At 44.2% G+C, this 18,337-nt stretch carries 18 protein-coding genes; 10 read left to right on the plus strand and 8 right to left on the minus strand.

Annotated elements, in window-relative coordinates:
• Positions 1-66: 66 nt before the first annotated feature.
• From N518_RS0101785 to truA, 4 genes are all read left to right on the plus strand, one after another.
• Positions 67-1,452 carry a FimV family protein gene (locus tag N518_RS0101785; RefSeq protein WP_005023264.1) on the plus strand — a complete coding sequence of 462 codons (1,386 nt, stop codon included), beginning with the start codon at positions 67-69 and terminating at the stop codon, positions 1,450-1,452.
• 73 nt (positions 1,453-1,525) lie between these two features.
• Positions 1,526-2,845, plus strand: a complete 1,320-nt coding sequence (locus N518_RS0101790) for a hypothetical protein (RefSeq protein ID WP_005023263.1) — start codon at positions 1,526-1,528, stop codon at positions 2,843-2,845.
• 48 nt (positions 2,846-2,893) lie between these two features.
• Positions 2,894-3,859, plus strand: a complete 966-nt coding sequence (locus N518_RS0101795) for an asparaginase (protein ID WP_026443931.1) — start codon at positions 2,894-2,896, stop codon at positions 3,857-3,859.
• A 12-nt stretch (positions 3,860-3,871) separates the two neighbouring features.
• Complete coding sequence (gene truA, locus N518_RS0101800) at positions 3,872-4,669, plus strand: tRNA pseudouridine(38-40) synthase TruA (protein ID WP_005023258.1); 798 nt, start codon at positions 3,872-3,874, stop codon at positions 4,667-4,669.
• A gap of 28 nt (positions 4,670-4,697) precedes the next feature.
• On the opposite strand, the gene N518_RS0101805 is transcribed toward truA, so the two are convergent.
• Complete coding sequence (locus N518_RS0101805; protein WP_005023255.1) at positions 4,698-5,705, minus strand: AraC family transcriptional regulator; 1,008 nt, start codon at positions 5,703-5,705, stop codon at positions 4,698-4,700.
• Between the two features lie 230 nt (positions 5,706-5,935).
• Between N518_RS0101805 and infA the strand changes: the two genes are divergently transcribed.
• Both infA and N518_RS0101815 read left to right on the plus strand, forming a co-directional pair.
• A complete protein-coding gene (infA, locus tag N518_RS0101810) occupies positions 5,936-6,157 on the plus strand; it encodes a translation initiation factor IF-1 (RefSeq protein ID WP_001284370.1) in 222 nt (73 codons plus the stop codon).
• A gap of 200 nt (positions 6,158-6,357) precedes the next feature.
• Positions 6,358-6,759 (plus strand): hypothetical protein, encoded by a 402-nt coding sequence (locus tag N518_RS0101815; protein WP_005023252.1) that lies wholly within the window; start codon positions 6,358-6,360, stop codon positions 6,757-6,759.
• 61 nt (positions 6,760-6,820) lie between these two features.
• Here N518_RS0101815 and leuB read toward each other — a convergent pair whose 3' ends face one another.
• From leuB to leuC, 4 genes are all read right to left on the minus strand, one after another.
• Complete coding sequence (gene leuB, locus N518_RS0101820; RefSeq protein WP_005016753.1) at positions 6,821-7,900, minus strand: 3-isopropylmalate dehydrogenase; 1,080 nt, start codon at positions 7,898-7,900, stop codon at positions 6,821-6,823.
• Positions 7,901-7,950: 50 nt separating this feature from the next.
• Positions 7,951-8,523, minus strand: coding sequence for a hypothetical protein (locus N518_RS0101825; RefSeq protein ID WP_005016754.1), 573 nt, complete (start codon positions 8,521-8,523; stop codon positions 7,951-7,953).
• A 99-nt stretch (positions 8,524-8,622) separates the two neighbouring features.
• Positions 8,623-9,273, minus strand: a complete 651-nt coding sequence (gene leuD / locus N518_RS0101830; RefSeq protein ID WP_005023249.1) for a 3-isopropylmalate dehydratase small subunit — start codon at positions 9,271-9,273, stop codon at positions 8,623-8,625.
• Positions 9,274-9,283: 10 nt separating this feature from the next.
• Positions 9,284-10,717 (minus strand): 3-isopropylmalate dehydratase large subunit, encoded by a 1,434-nt coding sequence (gene leuC / locus N518_RS0101835; protein ID WP_026443932.1) that lies wholly within the window; start codon positions 10,715-10,717, stop codon positions 9,284-9,286.
• A gap of 221 nt (positions 10,718-10,938) precedes the next feature.
• On the opposite strand from leuC, the gene N518_RS0101840 reads away from it, so the two are divergent.
• Positions 10,939-11,811 carry a LysR family transcriptional regulator gene (locus N518_RS0101840; RefSeq protein WP_017400704.1) on the plus strand — a complete coding sequence of 291 codons (873 nt, stop codon included), beginning with the start codon at positions 10,939-10,941 and terminating at the stop codon, positions 11,809-11,811.
• A 37-nt stretch (positions 11,812-11,848) separates the two neighbouring features.
• Here N518_RS0101840 and N518_RS0101845 read toward each other — a convergent pair whose 3' ends face one another.
• A complete protein-coding gene (locus N518_RS0101845) occupies positions 11,849-12,499 on the minus strand; it encodes an HAD family hydrolase (protein ID WP_005016758.1) in 651 nt (216 codons plus the stop codon).
• Between the two features lie 184 nt (positions 12,500-12,683).
• Here N518_RS0101845 and N518_RS0101850 point away from each other — a divergent pair, with 184 nt between their 5' ends.
• Positions 12,684-13,166 carry an RNA pyrophosphohydrolase gene (locus N518_RS0101850; protein ID WP_017400703.1) on the plus strand — a complete coding sequence of 161 codons (483 nt, stop codon included), beginning with the start codon at positions 12,684-12,686 and terminating at the stop codon, positions 13,164-13,166.
• Positions 13,167-13,251: 85 nt separating this feature from the next.
• Positions 13,252-15,543, plus strand: coding sequence for a phosphoenolpyruvate--protein phosphotransferase (gene ptsP, locus N518_RS0101855; RefSeq protein ID WP_017400702.1), 2,292 nt, complete (start codon positions 13,252-13,254; stop codon positions 15,541-15,543).
• Between the two features lie 13 nt (positions 15,544-15,556).
• Here the strand turns inward: ptsP and N518_RS0101860 are convergent, their stop codons facing one another.
• Both N518_RS0101860 and N518_RS0101865 read right to left on the minus strand, forming a co-directional pair.
• Entirely contained in the window at positions 15,557-15,742 is a 186-nt protein-coding gene (locus N518_RS0101860; RefSeq protein ID WP_005023237.1) for a hypothetical protein, read from the minus strand.
• A gap of 181 nt (positions 15,743-15,923) precedes the next feature.
• On the minus strand, positions 15,924-17,573 hold the full coding sequence (locus N518_RS0101865; RefSeq protein ID WP_005023235.1) for an acyl-CoA dehydrogenase family protein: 1,650 nt from the start codon (positions 17,571-17,573) through the stop codon (positions 15,924-15,926).
• Positions 17,574-17,650: 77 nt separating this feature from the next.
• Between N518_RS0101865 and N518_RS0101870 the strand changes: the two genes are divergently transcribed.
• Complete coding sequence (locus tag N518_RS0101870) at positions 17,651-18,271, plus strand: TetR/AcrR family transcriptional regulator (protein WP_005023232.1); 621 nt, start codon at positions 17,651-17,653, stop codon at positions 18,269-18,271.
• Positions 18,272-18,337 lie beyond the last annotated feature (66 nt).

Raw genomic sequence — 18,337 nt, forward strand, 5'->3', positions numbered from 1 at the left:
CACTGCCTTTATGGCAAGATCATGTATACTTTTTGTGTTTGCATTGTTTTCAAGCTCCAGATCAAGATGACTGTTTATAAGAAATTAAAAATTGCTGTCCTAGCCATCATGACATCGCAAACAGCTTCTGCGATCATCATTGAACCAATTCAAGTGCAGTCCGCACCTGGAGAGCTTCTGTATGCAGAAATGGCTTTCAGCCAAGCCGATACAGATGAAAACATGCAGGTCAGCCTTGCCAGCCCAGAAGATCTGGCGGGCTTGGGAATTCAGCATCAGCCACCGGGTCATCTTAATTTTTTTAACCGTCGTAACGGTCAGGGCGCTGGTGTCATCGTGATTACCTCTTCTCGCCCTCTCACCAGTTCCGAACTGAACATTGTGGTTAAGGTTAAAGAAGGAAATGCTACCCGGCTACAGCACATAAAAACCACACTTAAACCTAGCCAGACAGTGCCATTGCGAGCCTCGGTTAATGAAAAACCACTTGTGCCTGTCATGGTTACTGAAAAAGATATTGCCCTGAATTTGCCAGAGAGTACGGCGTATCAGGTCACCCAGCAGAAAAGCCGTAGCCCGCTCCCTAGCAAGCAGGACCGGCCATTGTTAATCAATAACAGCCGTCCCCCTGCATTAAGTGGTTCGGCTATTTCTATCGTTCAGCAGCCAAGTTCGGTTGCATCTTCTATCGTACAGCCAAAAGATACACTTCATAGACAAGAGCAGGCACTGAGAAATAAAACGCAGCTTTCCGCTACACCTAATACAAGGCCTAGCACAACAGCTTCTGCCAGACCGAACCCCACTACGCAGTCTGCATTAACAGCAAAAACAGGACCTAGCGCCAAGAAAACTGCTGAACCCCAACAACGGAAATTAGCTGTAAAACCAGCAATCACTTCTACTACCAGTAGCAGGGCTCCGGTAGAACAGCCCCATACTTATGTAGTTCGAAATAATGAGTCACTCTGGACCATTGCATCACAGGTTGCAGCCCAAACCCAACAGCCTGTTACAAACGTAATGCAGCAAATCAAGGAAGCGAATCAGCATGCATTTATTCAGGGAGATGTGAACCGGTTACGTCGTGGTGCAGTTTTAAATTTAAACACTCAACCTGTGATGACACAGAATAAATCTCGTCCCAAAGCTGTTTCTCCTTCTTATTCACCTAAGACAAAATACCGTCTAAATGAAGCAGAAATGAGCTTGGTCGCTGAAAGTACAAAAAATACAGCTCAAGGAAATGCTAAAAGAAATAACGACCAGTCCATGAGCAGTGCGGATTTAGTATTAAAAGTTATGACAGCTCGTGAAAAAACCGTTAAATTACAGAAGAACGTAACGCAGCTGGATCTGGCATTACAGAAAAAGGATCATAAGATCCAATTATTAAATGCCCGGCTGGCGCAGCTCGAACAGCAACTCAAAGCACAGCAGACAAAAAAATAGGTCAAGACGCAGTTAAAAAGATTTCAATCAGAAATTAGCTGCCATGATGGTTCAGTATTAAGGGGTTTAAATTATGTTGTTGTATGTGATTCCATTTGTCCTGCTCTTGGTCATCGCAATTTTTCTTAAAAAACGTGAAGCGGCCCAGCAGGATGACAGTTCTGCAACAAAAGGAAGTTCACGGAAAAAAGCGTCTAAAAAAGTTGCAAAAACCAAAGCAGTTAAAACTACTCACAAGCGTAAAGCGGCTCGCATTGTAGAAGATCCGATAGCAACTCAACAAAAAACGTCCACCCCTATTCCTGCTGATGTTCATCGTAAAATTGAGAATCTGATTGAACAGCGTAATTACTTTTCTGCTGAAGCACAGATTAATCAGGCACTAAACCGTGATAACACTCAGCATGAATTATATTTATTATTACTTAAAATTCATCTAGACCAAAAAGATGAATTTGCCATAAATCAGCTGATTCAGCATCTTCACTCTTTGGGATTAGAGGAAATTGCCAGACAGGCAGAACAGAAGTATCAAGCTTATAATCAGCAACAGCAACCTGATGCGATCGAGTTCGCTGTAACAACAGATGTTCCTGACCCTGCTCCTGTCACTCTATCACAGCCACATGCACACAATAGTGCTGATTTTGATGCTCTGGTACAGCAAGCTCCGGTAAATATTCCCGTTTTAACGCCTTCATTTGATGAGTTACAGGCAGAACCAGCCCCATCTGTACAACCCAAAGAAGCTGTAGTTGAACTTGCGCCCTTAGAGTTTAATTTCGGTGAAATCAACACTAAACCAACAGAAACCGAACAGCCGCCACAAGCCACTGTCCTTGATCAAGATAGAACTGTTGATTTTTCTTTCCCACTTGAGAGTCAAGAAGAGCGATCTACAGACAAGACAGCTCTTGCTCAGGAGCAAAGTCAAAACCAGTCCGTACCACTTGCGCTGGACTTCAATTTTGGTGAGCTTCATCTGAGTCCTCAAGAGGAAGAGAAACCTGAAAGTGTCAAACCGGTAACTCTTGATTTTGAAACGGTTCCGTCAGCAACCCATGCTCCAGCATCCGGTTTAGATTTCAAACTTGAACCCGTTGAAATTTCGACTGAACCTGCCCTGTCTGAGCCACAAGTTTCATCTGTTCATGCTTCTGAGACATCAGCTGTAGTTTCAACAACTGATATTCACCAGAATGATCCCCTAGTTCAGGCATTTCCCGAATTGGCACAGATCAATGCCATTAATTTGGATCTGGAATTGGCGCAGCGCTATGTCGAGTTGGGCGCCTATGAGTCTGCACGTCATCTGCTTAGTCAGAATCAGGACCAGTTCAATCCTGAACAGCAAGAACAGTCAAAAAAAATACTCAATCAAATAGCTTCTTGAGTGTGTTCAATTTAGTATAGGGCAGTCATATGACTGCCTTTTTTTATGATGAAAAAGATTGCTTTACTTTATATGGGAGGAACTTTCGGCTGTGTAGGTGAGCCATTGACGCCCATGCCGGAAACAGAATTTCTCCCTAAACTGCAAAATACTCTTCCTGCCAAGTATCAGGTCGACTGTCTTGCTGCACCCTTAATTAAAGATAGTAGTGCTTGCAGTGCTGCTGACTGGCTTTTGCTTGTACAGTATATACAGCAGCTTAAAGTACGCTACACTTACTTTGTGGTGATCCATGGTACAGATACGTTAAGTTATGCTGCAGCATTGCTGGCACGTTTTTTAGGCCAGTCTTGCCATGTAATATTAACCGGTAGTCAGTATCCGTTGCTTGATATCCAAGGCAATGCCCCCCGGGTATTTACAGATGCTGTCGATAATCTATATTTTGCCTTGGAACAGGTTTCCCGCAAACCAGCCGGAGTCTATCTAGCATTTCACCAGCAGGTTTTTCATGCCCAGTCTGTCATGAAAATGCATACTACTGAGCTGGATGCTTTTAAAGGAATAGAGGCTGACCAAGATTTCCCTGTTTATAAGGAAGAGATTTCCGTCCAGGATGACATAATTGAACAGGCGATGAGTTTTAACCTGATCAGCTGGCAACTTCAGCCCCAGCCTGTAGAACATCTCATCAAGAATTTAAGCTTATTACAAGATGAACCCCCACACTTTTTAATTCTACAAGGTTTTGGCACAGGAAATCTGGCAGTTAACCAGGCTGTTATCGAATGCTTGCAAAAATTTCAGCATAAGGGCTGCTTACCTGTTCTGGCTACTCAGGTTCCTTTTGGCAGCATGGATCAACGCTATGCAGTCAGTAGCTGGGTTAAACAAGCCAATATTTTAGTCAATAATACATATAGCAATGCAGATCTTTATGCAAAAGCCCTGCAAATCTATTTAAAATATCCATCTTGCGAGCAACGGTATCAGGGCTGGTCTACGCAGTCTTAAAAGAGGAACAGTATGCAACGTTATGCAGTCGGTATAGAGTTTTGCGGCATTCGCTATCGGGGCTGGCAAACTCAGCAGGCCGGTGTCCCGAGTGTGCAAGAAACTCTGGAGCGGGTTTTAAGTAAAATTGCCGATGAAAAAATTATTCTGCATGGTGCCGGGCGTACTGATGCTGGTGTACATGCCACTAATATGGTTGCACACTTTGATACCCATGCCATTCGCACGGAACGTGGCTGGATGATGGGTTCAAACAGCCAGTTACCAAAAGATATTGCACTACAGTGGTTACAACCCATGGGTGAAGATTTTCATGCCCGATTCAAGGCCTGTGCCCGCCGCTATCGTTATGTCATTTACAATGCCCCATATCGGCCTGCCTTACTGCATAAACAGGTGACTCATGTTTATCAGCAGCTTGATATTGAAAAGATGAAGGAAGCTGCAAAAAAGTTTCGTGGTGTACATAATTTTGAAAGCTTTCGTGCTGCTGCCTGCCAGTCTAACCAGCCGATACGTGATGTAACTCACTGCGAGCTGTTCGAGCACGGACGTTATCTGGTCCTAGATATACAGGCCAATGGTTTTCTGCATCATATGGTCAGAAATATTGTAGGTTGTTTGCTAGAAGTCGGACAAGGCATGTATGACATTGGCCATATTGATAGTATTTTTGCAGCAGAAGACCGCCGTGCTGCAGGAATGACCGCCCCTGCAGATGGACTGTATTTTATTCAGGCTTATTATCCCGAGCAGTTTGCATTACCGCAATTACCACTTGGCCCACATTGGCTTAACTTGCCAGAATAGAAAATGCCGGTCTCAGACCGGCATTTTTTTAACGCTGTTTACGTTTTCGGTACTCTACCGGCGTTTCATTGGTCCAGCGCTTAAAAGCCCGATAAAAGGTACTCGGTTCAGAAAAGCCTGTCAGATATACAATGCGTTCTACACTTTCACTGGTATTGGCAAGAAGCTTTTTTGCCAGTCGGCAACGGTAATCAGAGAGTATTTGCTGAAAACTGGTATTAGCTTCACTCAGTTGGGTGCGTAGGCGTCGAGGCGTGATATTCAACTGGGCAGCTACAGTTTCCAAGGTTGTTTCACCACTTTCTAGTGTAGAGCCGATCGCACGCCGCACTTCTCCGACCAGGTCATAACGCGCCAGTTCCTGCAATTTTTCCAGTGCCAGCTGTTCATGTAGCTGTAATAATTCCGGCTCGGCCTGCCATAAGGGATAATCTAGAATAGAGGGTTCAAAATACAGGCGGGTTTCTTTCTGGCCCAGACTGACTGGACAACCGTAAACCCTCAGGTATTCATCTGGCGATGCGCCTTCACTAAAATTAAAATCAATGAAGATCGGGGTGAAATTCCCCTCGGTAATAAATTTGAAGAAGCGTAGCACGCCTGACATCGCACACTCAGAAAAATGGCGGTTAACCAGATTATCAGGAGAAGCTACTGATCCGTTTGTTAAATAGCAGCTGTCTTCTTCTATGATAAGTTTGGCATGGAAAGCATCACTGATCAGACGCTGATAAGCCAAAGCCCGTTTCAGGCCTTCGCCAAAATTATCACTACTAATAAAGAGATGTTCAATTACCTGGCCCCGATATAACGGCAGATGTTCACCTAGATGTAACCCGATATCAGCGTCTTTGCTGACTTCTTCAGCTGCTGTCCAGAAAGCATGTTGTGCGCTTAAAGGTGTACGTGCATTGATTTCAACCTGATTCAGTGCAACGCCTGCTTTTGTTAATATTTCTTCGGTTGGTAATCCCGCACGACGAATCGCTTGATAGCCAAATCGCAACACAACCGATGCATCAGTTAGCTGACCCACGCAATACCCTTCCTTGTATGTTATTCATTTATACTTAAAACATTAATTTTAGATTAACTGTGATTGGCCGAACTGACAACTCTATTCAGGTATTTTTTGTTGAAAATATTTATGAAATGACTTCGCTTAATTTACTAGCAGCTGGAACCTCGACAGGCCTGATGTGTCTTGTGTTTGACACAAAAATTGGCTATAATTTGCGCCTTTCCAATTTGATCATCAGGTAGGCTATGGCCAATAAAGAGGAACTCATTGAGTTCGAAGGCGTTGTCACCGAAACGCTTCCTAATACTATGTTCCGTGTCCGTTTAGAGAATGGTCATGAAGTGATTGCACATATTTCTGGCAAAATGCGCAAGCACTATATTCGTATTTTGACTGGCGACAGCGTTAAAGTTGAAATGACGCCTTATGACTTAACTAAAGGCCGTATTACTTATCGTGCCCGCTAAGTCTGAGTAAATATAAAAAGCCACCTCTATTTTGTGGCTTTTTTTATACCTGTTTTTATATTTTATAAATTACCTATCCGAATTTCTTTATAGATTCCTGTATTTGATCCCGCCTTTTATCGTGTTTTACTGTTCTATAACGCTTTATTGTTTTTAAAAATCTTAAGCTTGATATTGTTTTCTGATTTATAGGTTAGATCATGAACAGTTTAAAACTTGTTTTCCTAGGTCTGGGCTTTACCGGTTTATTGACTGCCTGCACCACAACCTATCAGGCACAGCCAAATCTCGATACTTATCTGGAACAGTTTATTGGGCAATCTGCTGAACAGATTAAAGCCAAGATTAATCTGCCAGCTTTAGGCTATGAGCTTAAAGGTTCACCAGTGCAGACTACAAACCAGCTCAGCTATACGATTTTGCGACCCCTTGCTGTACCTATTCCGTCTGGCCTGCAATCTGTAGGCACAGGTGGAGCTGTCATTGCCCCCCCTACCAGTTTAGGTGCCAACTCTTATGAAATTGATATGTATTGTCAGATCAGTTTTATTCTTCAAAATAATATTGCCAAAGATGTGCAATATCGTGGCCGTTCCTGTTAGCTCATCCTATAACTAAAATAAAAAACGCAGCATAAGCTGCGTTCTTTATTTCTTTTTTAAATTAGCCGAGTGCCTGCACTACTGCCTGGCCCATTTCAGCAGTTCCGATTTTCTGCATGCCTTGTGACATGATGTCTGCAGTACGCAAGCCCTGGTCTAATACCTGGCCTACTGCATCTTCAATCGCTTGAGCTGCAGTTTCTTCACGGAAAGTATAGCGCAGCATCATGGCAACCGACAAAATAGTGGCTAGCGGATTGGCAATATTCTGGCCGGCAATATCAGGTGCTGAACCATGACAAGGTTCATACATACCTTTACCATGTTCATCCAGTGAGGCAGATGGCAGCATTCCAATCGAACCGGTCAGCATTGCAGCTTCATCAGAGAGAATATCCCCAAACAGGTTACCGGTTACGATGACATCAAACTGTTTTGGCGCACGTACCAGCTGCATGGCTGCATTGTCGACATACATATGTGATAATTGGACCTCTGGATACTGCTCGGCCTGAAATGCAGTTATTGTTTGCTTCCAGAGTTCAGTGACTTCAAGTACATTGGCTTTATCAACCGAGCAGACTTTTCCACCACGCAGTCCAGCAATCTCAAAAGCGACTTTAGCTATTCGCTTGATCTCAGATTCGCTGTATACATCGGTGTTATAACCCTGCTTTTCACCATTTTCCAGTTCCCGGATTCCGCGTGGCTGGCCAAAATAGATTCCACCCGTTAACTCACGTACGATCAGGATATCCAGTCCAGCTACAATCTCAGGTTTTAAACTTGAAGCATCTGCCAGCTGGGGATATAAAATTGCCGGACGCAGATTAGCAAACAGATTCAACTCGCTACGGATTTTAAGAAGACCACGCTCAGGACGGATTGAACGTTCAATCGTATCCCATTTAGGCCCACCTACAGCACCAAGCAGAATCGCATCTGCCTTTTTTGCCTGCTGACTGGTAACTTCAGGGTAGGGTTCACCATGTGCATCAATTGCGGCCCCGCCCAACAGTCCCTGTTCCCAGCTCAAGTCCAAACTAAACTTTTCATTCACACGGTGAAGGACCTGTTCTGCTGCTGCAATAATTTCAGGTCCGATGCCGTCGCCAGCTAAAATGAGGATGTGTTTGGACATATGCATTTCCATAATTTTAAAACCAGCGTATATCTACAGCTGATGAGCGATTAAAGTTTCTTTTCCACAAACTCGCCCAAACCCGTCAATACATTATAAGGACGGCAGAACCGGCGAATCGTGCGTTTTTCCTGTTGCAGATCGACACAGAGCGGATCAGGTGCTGAAACATTTAGCAAGCTTCCGGTTCTGCTTGAACGATCACGAAACATATGAAAGGTATAGCGCTGATTAGCCTTGAACTGATGAATGACATGCAGTTTTTCAGCCCGATCCTGCGATATAGGATAAAAACGGATTACCACTTCATACTGTTTGGCTGGAACTGATAGGTACAACGGATTCGGCTGGCTGAGGGAACTGCCCTGCAAACGTACAATTCCTTCACGAATTGCTTCCGAATTTACCCGATGTGTTAAGGGATCAACGATTTGAATATCACTAATCCGCTCAAATTCACAGTTTTCTGTTCCTGAACAGTAAATCAGCGCATTCGTCTGAGATTCTGGTTTTTCCGCATATTTAATACGGACAGTGTCTACCGCGTTCTGAGTACTTTGACATGCACTAAGTAACACGCCACATAAACTGATAATAACACTATGGCCGAATATCCTGTTCATCGTCCGAGCCCAACCTCATATATAGAGAAACTATAAATATTTTTATAGTCAAACATGTTAGCAAGACTTGGACTCCTGCGCTACGCCTAAATGTCGAGCTTAACCTTGAATATTATTGAAAACCCATGGACGTGACTTTTGGATTTTCGCTTCATATTCACGGATTAAATCTGCATCCTGTAAAGTCAGACCGATATCATCAAAACCGTTTAACAGACAATGCTTGCGAAACGGGTCAACCTCAAAACTGAAGCTTTGACCATCAGGTGTACACACCTGCTGAGCGGCCAGGTCTACTGTGAGCTGATAGCCTTCATGGGTATTTACTTCCTGAAATAACTGATCGACCACTGACTCAGGTAAAATAACCGGCAGCATGCCGTTTTTAAAACAGTTATTAAAGAAAATATCAGCAAAGCTTGGCGCAATAACGGTACGGAAGCCGTATTCATTTAGCGCCCAAGGTGCGTGCTCACGGCTGGAGCCACAACCAAAGTTCTGACGCGCCAACAAAATTTTGGCATCCTGATAACGTGGCTGGTTCAAGACAAAATCCGGATTGATCGGACGCACTGAATTATCCTGACCCGGATAGCCTTCATCCAGATAACGTAATTCATCAAACAGGTTATCACCAAAACCGGTCCGTTTGATGGACTTTAAAAACTGCTTTGGAATGATCAGATCAGTATCAACATTTGCACGGTCTAATGGCGCAACGATTCCCTGTTCAACAGTATATGCTTTCATGGTGTGCTCCTTAGAAAGAACGAACATCAACAAAATGACCGACAATTGCCGCAGCAGCTGCCATCGCTGGACTTACCAGATGAGTACGTCCACCATTGCCCTGACGGCCTTCAAAGTTACGGTTAGAAGTAGAAGCACAGTGTTCGCCTGGCTGTAACTTGTCTGCATTCATAGCCAAGCACATGGAACAGCCCGGTTCACGCCATTCGAAACCTGCTTCAATAAAGATTCTATCAAGACCTTCGGCCTCAGCCTGCTGTTTTACCAAACCAGAACCCGGCACCACCATCGCCTGTTTGATGCTTGATGCAACCTGGCGACCTTTAACAACTTCTGCCGCTGCACGGATATCTTCAATACGGGAGTTAGTACATGAACCAATAAAGACACGGTCCAGCTGGATTTCAGCCAAAGGCTGTCCGCCATTTAAGCCCATATACTGGTAAGCACGGGTCCAGTCATTGCGTTGTACATCATCTTTAGCCTGTTCTAACATAGGTACAGCCTGCGATACAGGAATAACCATTTCAGGTGAAGTACCCCATGAGACCTGTGGTTCAATCTCTTCACCCTGTAATACAACTACCGTATCAAATACTGCATCACTATCCGAATGCAGGGTATTCCAGTAAGCCACAGCCTGATCCCATTCTGTACCTTGCGGGGCATAATTACGGCCTTTGACGTATTCAATGGTTTTTTCATCGACTGCGACCATGCCTACACGTGCACCAGCCTCAATTGCCATATTGCAGACAGTCATACGGCCTTCAATCGACATGTCACGGAAAACCTGACCACCAAATTCAATGGCATAGCCTGTGCCACCTGCGGTACCAATCTTGCCAATAATTGCCAGGACTACATCTTTTGGCGTGACACCCTGACCAAGCTGGCCATCGACACGAATCAGCATATTTTTCATTTTCTTCTGGACCAGACACTGGGTTGCCAGCACATGTTCAACTTCTGATGTACCAATCCCATGAGCCAGACAGCCAAATGCTCCATGAGTTGCAGTATGTGAGTCGCCACAGACTACTGTCATACCTGGTAAGGTTAGACCCTGCTCCGGCCCAACTACATGCACAATTCCCTGACGGATATCATTAATACCAAATTCTACAATATTAAATGTCTTGCAGTTGTCATCTAGGGTTTGCACCTGAATTCGTGAGGTTTCATCTGCGATACCGGCAATGCCCTGTGCCCGCTCTGCCTTGGAGGTAGGTACATTATGGTCAGGTGTTGCAACATTGGCACTTAAGCGCCAAGGTTGACGGCCTGCTAGCTGTAATCCCTCAAAAGCCTGCGGAGATGTCACTTCATGCAATAAATGACGGTCGATATAGAGTAGACATGAACTATCATCCCGCTGGGAAACCAAGTGATCATCCCATAATTTGTCATATAATGTTTTTGCTGCTGATTGATTGCCTGCCATGTCGACGTGCTCCAAGGACTGGGTATTTCCTAAATTATTTTAAATTATAATCGCTATTTTACATAAATCTAATTTATCATTTTTATTAATTATTAAACTTTTTGGAATTAAAAGAATTTTATTCATTAGAAATAATTTAAAACCGGATTTGCTTTATTATTTCTTAAATTTTATAAATAATACTGAATATATAAAAAATCCTTATAGGATAGAGTATCCACATGAATCTTGCCGCCTTCGAAGCCTTTGTCAAGGTAATGGAAACTGGTTCCATTTCCCAAGCTGCCGAGCAACTATTTATCACCCAGCCTGCGGTGACCAAACGTATCCACAGTCTGGAGGATTACTTCGGAGTTAAACTTTTTGAATCTGCGGGACGAGGTGTACAGGCGACTCATGCGGCCCACTCTCTCTTGCCTAAAGTCAAAAACTGGTTAAATGAGCTAGGTGATATCCACCATACTTTGAGTCATGAACAAAGTCAGGTGCAGGGACGCCTAAAAATTGGCACCAGTCATCACATCGGACTGCATCACTTACCCCATCATTTGAAGAAATATGTACAACAATTTCCAGATGTGACACTGGATGTACATTTTGTTGACTCTGAACAGGCACACGAACAGGTGCTCGCGGGCGATCTGGAACTGGCATTTTTAACCTTGCCGCCACAGGGAGATAGTCGTCTGAATTACAGTACCATCTGGAATGATCCTTTGGTTTTTGTAGCCGCACCTTTTCACCCACTCGCCCAGCGCAGTAACTTAAAGCTGGAAGACCTGATCGCCTATCCGAGCCTGCTACCTTCAATTCAGACCTATACCAGCCAGATTACGCTTGCGGAATTTGAAAAGAAGGGGTTAAAACCTAAAATTACAATGAGCAATAATCCATTAGAATCAATCCGCATGCTGGTTTCAATCGGTCTAGGTTGGTCCGTCCTGCCACAAAACCTGATTAATCAGGATTTACAACGCTTGGATATTCCGCTGGAAATGAGCCGTAAACTGGGTCTGGTATGGCACCCGGGGCGCAGCCAGTCCAGAGCCATGCTGGAACTGATCGACATGATGAATACAGAAATAAAAATATAGCACCTCGAGGTGCTATATTTTAAACCGGATATACAGCTTAGATTGACCAGTCCTGAATTTCCCATCCCTGCACCTCGGCTAGGACCTGTAAGCGCTCATCCGGATTGACTGCAATAGCATGGCTTGCATATTCGAGCAAAAACCGGTCATTAATTGAGTCCGAATAAGCCCACGATTCGGTTACTGTACGGCCATTTAACCATTGTTCCAGACGAGCCAGTTTACCCTTCTGGTAACATGCTATTCCAGTTACCTTGCCAGTATACCGATGATCAATTAGTTCTGCATTGGTGGCAATAATCTCGGTAATACCGAATTCACGGAAAATAGGCGCAGTAATGAAGTCTGAAGTTGCGGTAATCCCGACAATTTCATGACCCAATGCCTGATGTTTTTTGACAGTTTCAAACCCTTGAGGCCGCATTTGTGCACGAATAACTTTTTGCATAAATCGTTCATGCAATTCGGTCAGGTAAGGTAAATCATGTTTTGTCAAAAACTCAAAAACAAATTCATTGTAAGCAATCGGGTCCAGCTGACCAGCTTTATAGTCTTCATAGAAGCTGTCATTGATCTGACGGTGACGTACCGGATCGACCAGTCCCTCATTGACCAGAAATTCTCCCCAAGAATGGTCAGAATCGGTGTTAAGGAGCGTATGGTCCAGATCAAATAAAGCCAATTTCATAAAAATTCTCGTTAAAACTGAAATTTAAAGCAAAAAAATGTAAATCTATCTCCGCTAGTCGATAGAAATTCGTTAAGATCATAGCAATTTTTAACATTTTACTTTGATCTTTTTTCGAGCTGGATGCAGTTATTTATCATCCCCGATTTCAAAGTTAAGCCAATAGATAAATTTAGGTAGCCAAATGATCGACTCAGAAGGTTTCCGACCGAATGTCGGGATCATTTTGGCAAACGATGATGGACAGGTGTTATGGGCAAAACGCATTGGACACAATGCATGGCAATTTCCACAAGGAGGGATCCAGTTTGGAGAAACCCCTGAGCAGGCACTTTATCGTGAACTGAGAGAAGAAGTCGGCTTATTGCCTGAACACGTTGAAATTATTGCGCAGACTAAAGGCTGGCTGCGTTATCGTTTGCCACACCGTTACATCCGCTCCGATTCAGAGCCTGTATGTATCGGACAAAAGCAGAAGTGGTTTTTATTAAAACTAGTGGCCTCTTCCCAGCATATCCAGCTGGACCTGTCTAATCCGCCAGAATTCGACCAGTGGCAATGGGTCAGTTACTGGTATCCGCTCGGACAGGTGGTAAACTTTAAACGGGATGTTTACCGTAGGGCCATGATGGAATTGTGTATGCAGTTACCACAGCAGCCATCCTGAAAATTCAGCATTTTCGCGAATGATTTTTGTCAGGGCTGCTGTTATAAAGAGTAAACAGATTTAAAAATATTTGGAGCATTCATCCATGTCAAACATGCAGCTGGACACCCTAAGACGTATTGTGCAGGAAATCAATGCGTCGGTCAGTCTGCATGAGTCCTTGGAAATTATGGTGAACCGGGTGGCCGAGGCCATGAATGTGGATGTGTGTTCGGTTTATCTGCTAGATGAACGCAATCAGCGTTATCTGCTTATGGCTTCAAAAGGTTTAAAGCCAGAATCTGTCGGGAATGTTTCGTTACAGGTAGGTGAAGGCCTGGTTGGGCTGGTCGGTCAACGTGAGGAAATCGTCAACCTCGACAATGCCCCTAAACATGAACGATTTTTATATTTGCCAGAAACTGGTGAGGAAATCTATAACTCCTTTTTAGGAGTGCCGGTCATGTATCGCCGTAAGGTGATGGGTGTGTTGGTCGTACAAAACCGGGAATCACAGGATTTCAGTGAAGCGGCTGAGTCTTTTCTAGTCACGCTGTGTGCACAGCTCTCCGGCGTTATTGCTCATGCCCATGCTGTAGGCAATATTGATGTCTTTCGAAAATTCAATAACTCTACCACTTATAAAACCTTTCAAGGCGTTTCAGGTGCAGGTGGAATCGCCTTAGGCCGTGCAATCATTTTATATCCTCCGGCTGATTTGGCTGCCGTGCCTGACCGTGAAGCAGAAGATATTAGCGATGAGCTGAATTTACTTGATCAGGCGGTACAGTCAGTGCGTACTGAAATCAAGGCACTGGATGAGAAAATGCAGGATTCCCTGATTTCTGATGAACGGGCGCTGTTTAGTGTCTTTTTACGGATGCTGGATGAAAATGCTCTGCCGGCCGAGATTAAAGAGTTGATTCGAAATGGCAGCTGGGCACAGGGCGCTGTTCGCCGGGTAATTGATAAACATATTAATCTGTTCTCCCTGATGGAAGATGATTATCTGCGTGAACGGGTGGCAGACTTAAAAGATTTAGGCCGACGTATTCTGGCTTATTTGCAGGAGGCTGAGTCTGGTCACCGTGAACTAAGTGCTGACAGTATTTTAATTGGTGAAGAAATCAGTACGGCGGCACTGGTAGAGCTACCTGTCGATAAAATTGCTGCGATTGTCACCTCTGAAGGTGCAACCAACTCACATATGGTGATTGTAGCGCGGGCATTAGGTATTCCGACTGTTGTCGGTGTAACCGAATTACCCGTTAATACGCTTGATGATGTCGAGATGATTGTAGATGCCTATCAAGGCCGGATTTTTATTAATCCGCCACGGCGCCTGCGTCAGCGCTATAAAGATGTGCAAAAAGAAGAAGAGCAGATCGCCAAGGATTTAAAACAGTATGAAACCCGCGATGCGATCACGCCAGACGGACATGTGGTTCCGCTTTACGTCAATACTGGTTTAATGATCGATGTGGTCCGTGGTGTTCAGCGCGGCGCCAAAGGTGTAGGCCTGTACCGCTCTGAAATTCCGTTTATGCTGCGTGACCGTTTTCCGGGTGAAGAAGAACAGCGTGCAATTTACCGCCAGCAGTTGAGCCACTTTGCCAATAAACCGGTAGTAATGCGTACGCTTGACATTGGTGCAGATAAAGATCTGCCATATTTTTCAATTGAAGAAGAAAATTCGGCGCTCGGCTGGCGTGGTCTGCGTTTTACACTAGATCATCCGGAAATTTTTTCCTCACAGATTCGTGCTATGCTCAAAGCCAGTATTGGACTCAACAATTTGCACATTTTGCTGCCTATGGTAACCAGTGTCAGTGAAGTAGAAGAAGTACTTTACCTGCTAGAACGGGACTGGGTCGCGGTTCAGGAAGAAGAGCAGGTCAAGATCACTAAACCGAAAATTGGAATCATGGTGGAAGTACCGAGTGTACTGTTACAGATTGATGAATTCGCCGATCTGGTAGATTTCTTTTCAGTGGGTTCGAATGACCTGACTCAATATTTGCTGGCAGTTGACCGTAATAATCCTCGGGTCGCCAATGTCTATTCACATTTTCATCCTTCAGTACTGCGAGCCCTCTACCGCTTGGTGGGAGAATGCCGGAAATATAACAAACCTATCAGTATTTGTGGAGAAATGGCAGGCGATCCACTTTCGGCAGTACTGTTAATGGCAATGGGCTTTAATACTCTTTCCATGAGTTCAAGTAATATTTTACGGGTACGAAAAGCAATCTGTCATACACCGTTTAGTGATGCTGAACAGTTATTGGAAGAAGTACTGAGAATGAATAATCCGCTGGTCGTAAAAAGCTGGCTTGAGCATTACTTTAAAACGCATGGCCTGACTGATATGGTGAAATCTAGCCGTCTGGTGGTATAAATGTCAGCTTAACTTAAGCTGCAAAGCTGAAACAGGAAGGACGATAATCATCAGAATATCGCCCTTGCTTATGTTTGCTATAACCGCGTTTTGCATTTTTTTTGCGGTCTGTAAATACATGACTGCGGTTGACTTCATGCATATGTTTAGCAACAAAGTTATGAATAATAACTTCTGGCTGCTTCTTGCTTTTTGCCATAGTGTTTACCTATCAGGTCAGATTAATTCAGAGTATTATTTTTACACAGAGCCTGTGCCAGCAGATTATCGCCTATTTTACTCTGCTGGCAAGAGATATTGATGGGGGCAGTATGTATTTTTTAAAGTCACGCTACCCTCTCATCAAGATGCTTTTTTATACCCTTAAAATTATAGAAACTTTAAGCAGGAAAAGCCCGTTCCAGTACACGCTGCATATCAACTAAATGGAGATCGATCAGTCCTGTAACCCGACCATGAAATGCCGTATAGCGAGTCTGGATAAAGGCATTTGCTACAAAATCTGGAGCATATTTTTTCAATAGTACTGCTTGTGCCAGAATGACCAGGCGACTCACTAAAGTCCGTGCCATAAATTGCAGCTGATCTGGACTTTGTGCGAAAAGCTGTAGCAACTGCTGTAATTCCTGTTGTAACAATGGTTCATCCTGAATAGTTCCGGCAAATGAATGTATTAAAATCTCTATAGATTCGCGGTCACGCTGTACCGCACGTAATACATCCAGGCACATTACATTGCCTGAACCTTCCCAGATTGAGTTTACCGGTGCTTCCCTGAAAATACGTGCCATGATTCCGGTTTCGACGTAGCCATTGCCTCCAAAAACCTCCATTGCTTCGCCACTCAGTTCTACCACTCTTTTACAGATCCAGAATTTTGCAGCTGGCGTCATCAGACGTTGCCAGGCTTTAGACAGCGGATCATCTTGCTGGTAGCAGGAAGCCAGATGCATAGCTAACTGTACTGCTGCTTCAGATTCCAATGCCAGATCGGTCAGTACTGATTGCATGAGAGGCTGTGCTGCCAGAGGTTTACCAAAAGCCTGACGCTGCCGGGTATAGGCTAGACACTGAACCAGTGCCTGACGCAACATGGCACTACTGCCTACTACACAGGTCAGCCGGGTATATGCGGCCATTTCAATAATAGTCGGAATACCTCTGCCCGCCTCACCCAGCATGATTCCCCAAGCCTCCTGAAATTCGACTTCACTACTGGAATTACTGCGGTTACCCACCTTATCTTTTAAGCGCTGCACATGAATACTGTTTTTGCGACCATCCTCCAGCCAGCGCGGCACAAAGAAACAGGCCAAACCATCTTGTTCGGTATTGGCGACCACCAGATGTGCATCACACATCGGCGCTGAAAAAAACCATTTATGACCGGTAATCAGATAACCCTGCCCACGTCCGTGCTGTCCGACTGGTACTGCTTTGGTCTGGTTGGCACGCACATCGGAACCACCTTGTTTTTCAGTCATGCCCATGCCTAACCAGATTGATTTTTTCTGGCTTATGCGCAGGTCGCGCGCATCATAATGCTGCGACAGTAATTTATCACCCAGCTGTTGCCATAGCGCCGGTTCACGCTGTAGCAAGGGAATACTGCCAAGCGTCATGGCAGTTGGACACAGACTACCGCATTCGATCTGCCCATTTAAATAAAAACGTGCTGCCCAGTTCAGCCAGCCTTGTGCATCATCTGGTTTACTAAAAGGATAGGCATGGACTTCATAGCTGCGGTTGAGTACCATCCACTGATGCCAAGCCGGATGAAACTCAATTACATCACAGCGCCGGCCACGTGCATCAAACGCCTTAAGCTCCGGTGTATAGCGGTTAGCCTGTTCGGCATACTGATAATATTCGGCAGAACCGGCTATCGTACCTAACTGGCTTAGCCTGGCCTGATCTTGACTTTGATGGCGTTGCAATATTTCCTGTAATATCGGATCGGTATCAAACAGGTTATAGTCTTGAAGTTCATCAAACTGATTCTGGATTTGATGAGTCGCCCATGTATTCATTCTTCTTTCCATATAGTCATTCTTATCTTTCTTCAGTATAAAAGAATCAGCTCTATATAGTGTTCGGTTTCTCCTATATGAAAACACCAGCCTTTAAAGCTCGCCGCAAACCGCAACAGTCACGTGCGCGCATGACTCAGGCCGCCTTACTAGAAAGCTTTGTTCGGCTTTTAGATACTCAAGATTACCCTGATATCACTATTCGGGATATTACTGAGCTGGCAGGTGTCGGCTTGGGTACTTTTTATGAATACTTTGGTGATAAAGATGAACTGGCCGCACTTTGCATCCATCAGTACATTAAACAGCAGGCCAAAGCCCTAGAACAGTATGCCAATACCTTAGAAGCTTCTTTAGAATTAGCGTTATATATTGAAGCACTGGTTAATTTCCAGATTCAGAGTATTTGGCAAGAACAGCACATTTGGGCCACTTTATTTTTACTTGAACGTCAGATTTCCAGTTTGTCTGCCTATCAAAAACACTATCGCTTACATGTAGAAAGCTGGTGTAAGGTTCTTGTGCACCTCTGCAATTGTCCTAGGCAAGAACTCGAAAGTCTTGCCCTCAATCTGCACCGGATTATTTATGGCATGATTTCACAGACCCTGCTTCAGGAGCCGGAATACCAGCACTGGTTTGAACTGAAACAAGATATCCGGCGCGCTATCTCCGGCTTTTTACCCTTAAGCCCTTAAAATCTAATTAATTAATTAAAAATAAAATAATAATCGTTTTTACCTATACAAACCATTAATTTTTAT

This window comes from Acinetobacter sp. UNC436CL71CviS28 (genome assembly GCF_000620525.1).
Taxonomy (GTDB): Bacteria; Pseudomonadota; Gammaproteobacteria; order Pseudomonadales; family Moraxellaceae; genus Acinetobacter; species Acinetobacter radioresistens.

What these genes read in the sequence shown, in the direction of transcription:
- N518_RS0101860 (WP_005023237.1), bottom strand. Translation starts at nt 15,742, where the DNA reads ATGGCAAAAAGCAAGAAGCAGCCAGAAGTTATTATTCATAACTTTGTT.
- ptsP (WP_017400702.1), top strand. Translation starts at nt 13,252, where the DNA reads ATGTCAAACATGCAGCTGGACACCCTAAGACGTATTGTGCAGGAAATC.
- leuC (WP_026443932.1), bottom strand. Translation starts at nt 10,717, where the DNA reads ATGGCAGGCAATCAATCAGCAGCAAAAACATTATATGACAAATTATGG.
- N518_RS0101840 (WP_017400704.1), top strand. Translation starts at nt 10,939, where the DNA reads ATGAATCTTGCCGCCTTCGAAGCCTTTGTCAAGGTAATGGAAACTGGT.
- leuB (WP_005016753.1), bottom strand. Translation starts at nt 7,900, where the DNA reads ATGTCCAAACACATCCTCATTTTAGCTGGCGACGGCATCGGACCTGAA.
- N518_RS0101795 (WP_026443931.1), top strand. Translation starts at nt 2,894, where the DNA reads ATGAAAAAGATTGCTTTACTTTATATGGGAGGAACTTTCGGCTGTGTA.
- N518_RS0101815 (WP_005023252.1), top strand. Translation starts at nt 6,358, where the DNA reads ATGAACAGTTTAAAACTTGTTTTCCTAGGTCTGGGCTTTACCGGTTTA.
- N518_RS0101825 (WP_005016754.1), bottom strand. Translation starts at nt 8,523, where the DNA reads ATGAACAGGATATTCGGCCATAGTGTTATTATCAGTTTATGTGGCGTG.
- infA (WP_001284370.1), top strand. Translation starts at nt 5,936, where the DNA reads ATGGCCAATAAAGAGGAACTCATTGAGTTCGAAGGCGTTGTCACCGAA.
- N518_RS0101850 (WP_017400703.1), top strand. Translation starts at nt 12,684, where the DNA reads ATGATCGACTCAGAAGGTTTCCGACCGAATGTCGGGATCATTTTGGCA.
- N518_RS0101870 (WP_005023232.1), top strand. Translation starts at nt 17,651, where the DNA reads ATGAAAACACCAGCCTTTAAAGCTCGCCGCAAACCGCAACAGTCACGT.
- N518_RS0101845 (WP_005016758.1), bottom strand. Translation starts at nt 12,499, where the DNA reads ATGAAATTGGCTTTATTTGATCTGGACCATACGCTCCTTAACACCGAT.
- N518_RS0101790 (WP_005023263.1), top strand. Translation starts at nt 1,526, where the DNA reads ATGTTGTTGTATGTGATTCCATTTGTCCTGCTCTTGGTCATCGCAATT.
- truA (WP_005023258.1), top strand. Translation starts at nt 3,872, where the DNA reads ATGCAACGTTATGCAGTCGGTATAGAGTTTTGCGGCATTCGCTATCGG.
- N518_RS0101785 (WP_005023264.1), top strand. Translation starts at nt 67, where the DNA reads ATGACTGTTTATAAGAAATTAAAAATTGCTGTCCTAGCCATCATGACA.
- N518_RS0101865 (WP_005023235.1), bottom strand. Translation starts at nt 17,573, where the DNA reads ATGAATACATGGGCGACTCATCAAATCCAGAATCAGTTTGATGAACTT.
- leuD (WP_005023249.1), bottom strand. Translation starts at nt 9,273, where the DNA reads ATGAAAGCATATACTGTTGAACAGGGAATCGTTGCGCCATTAGACCGT.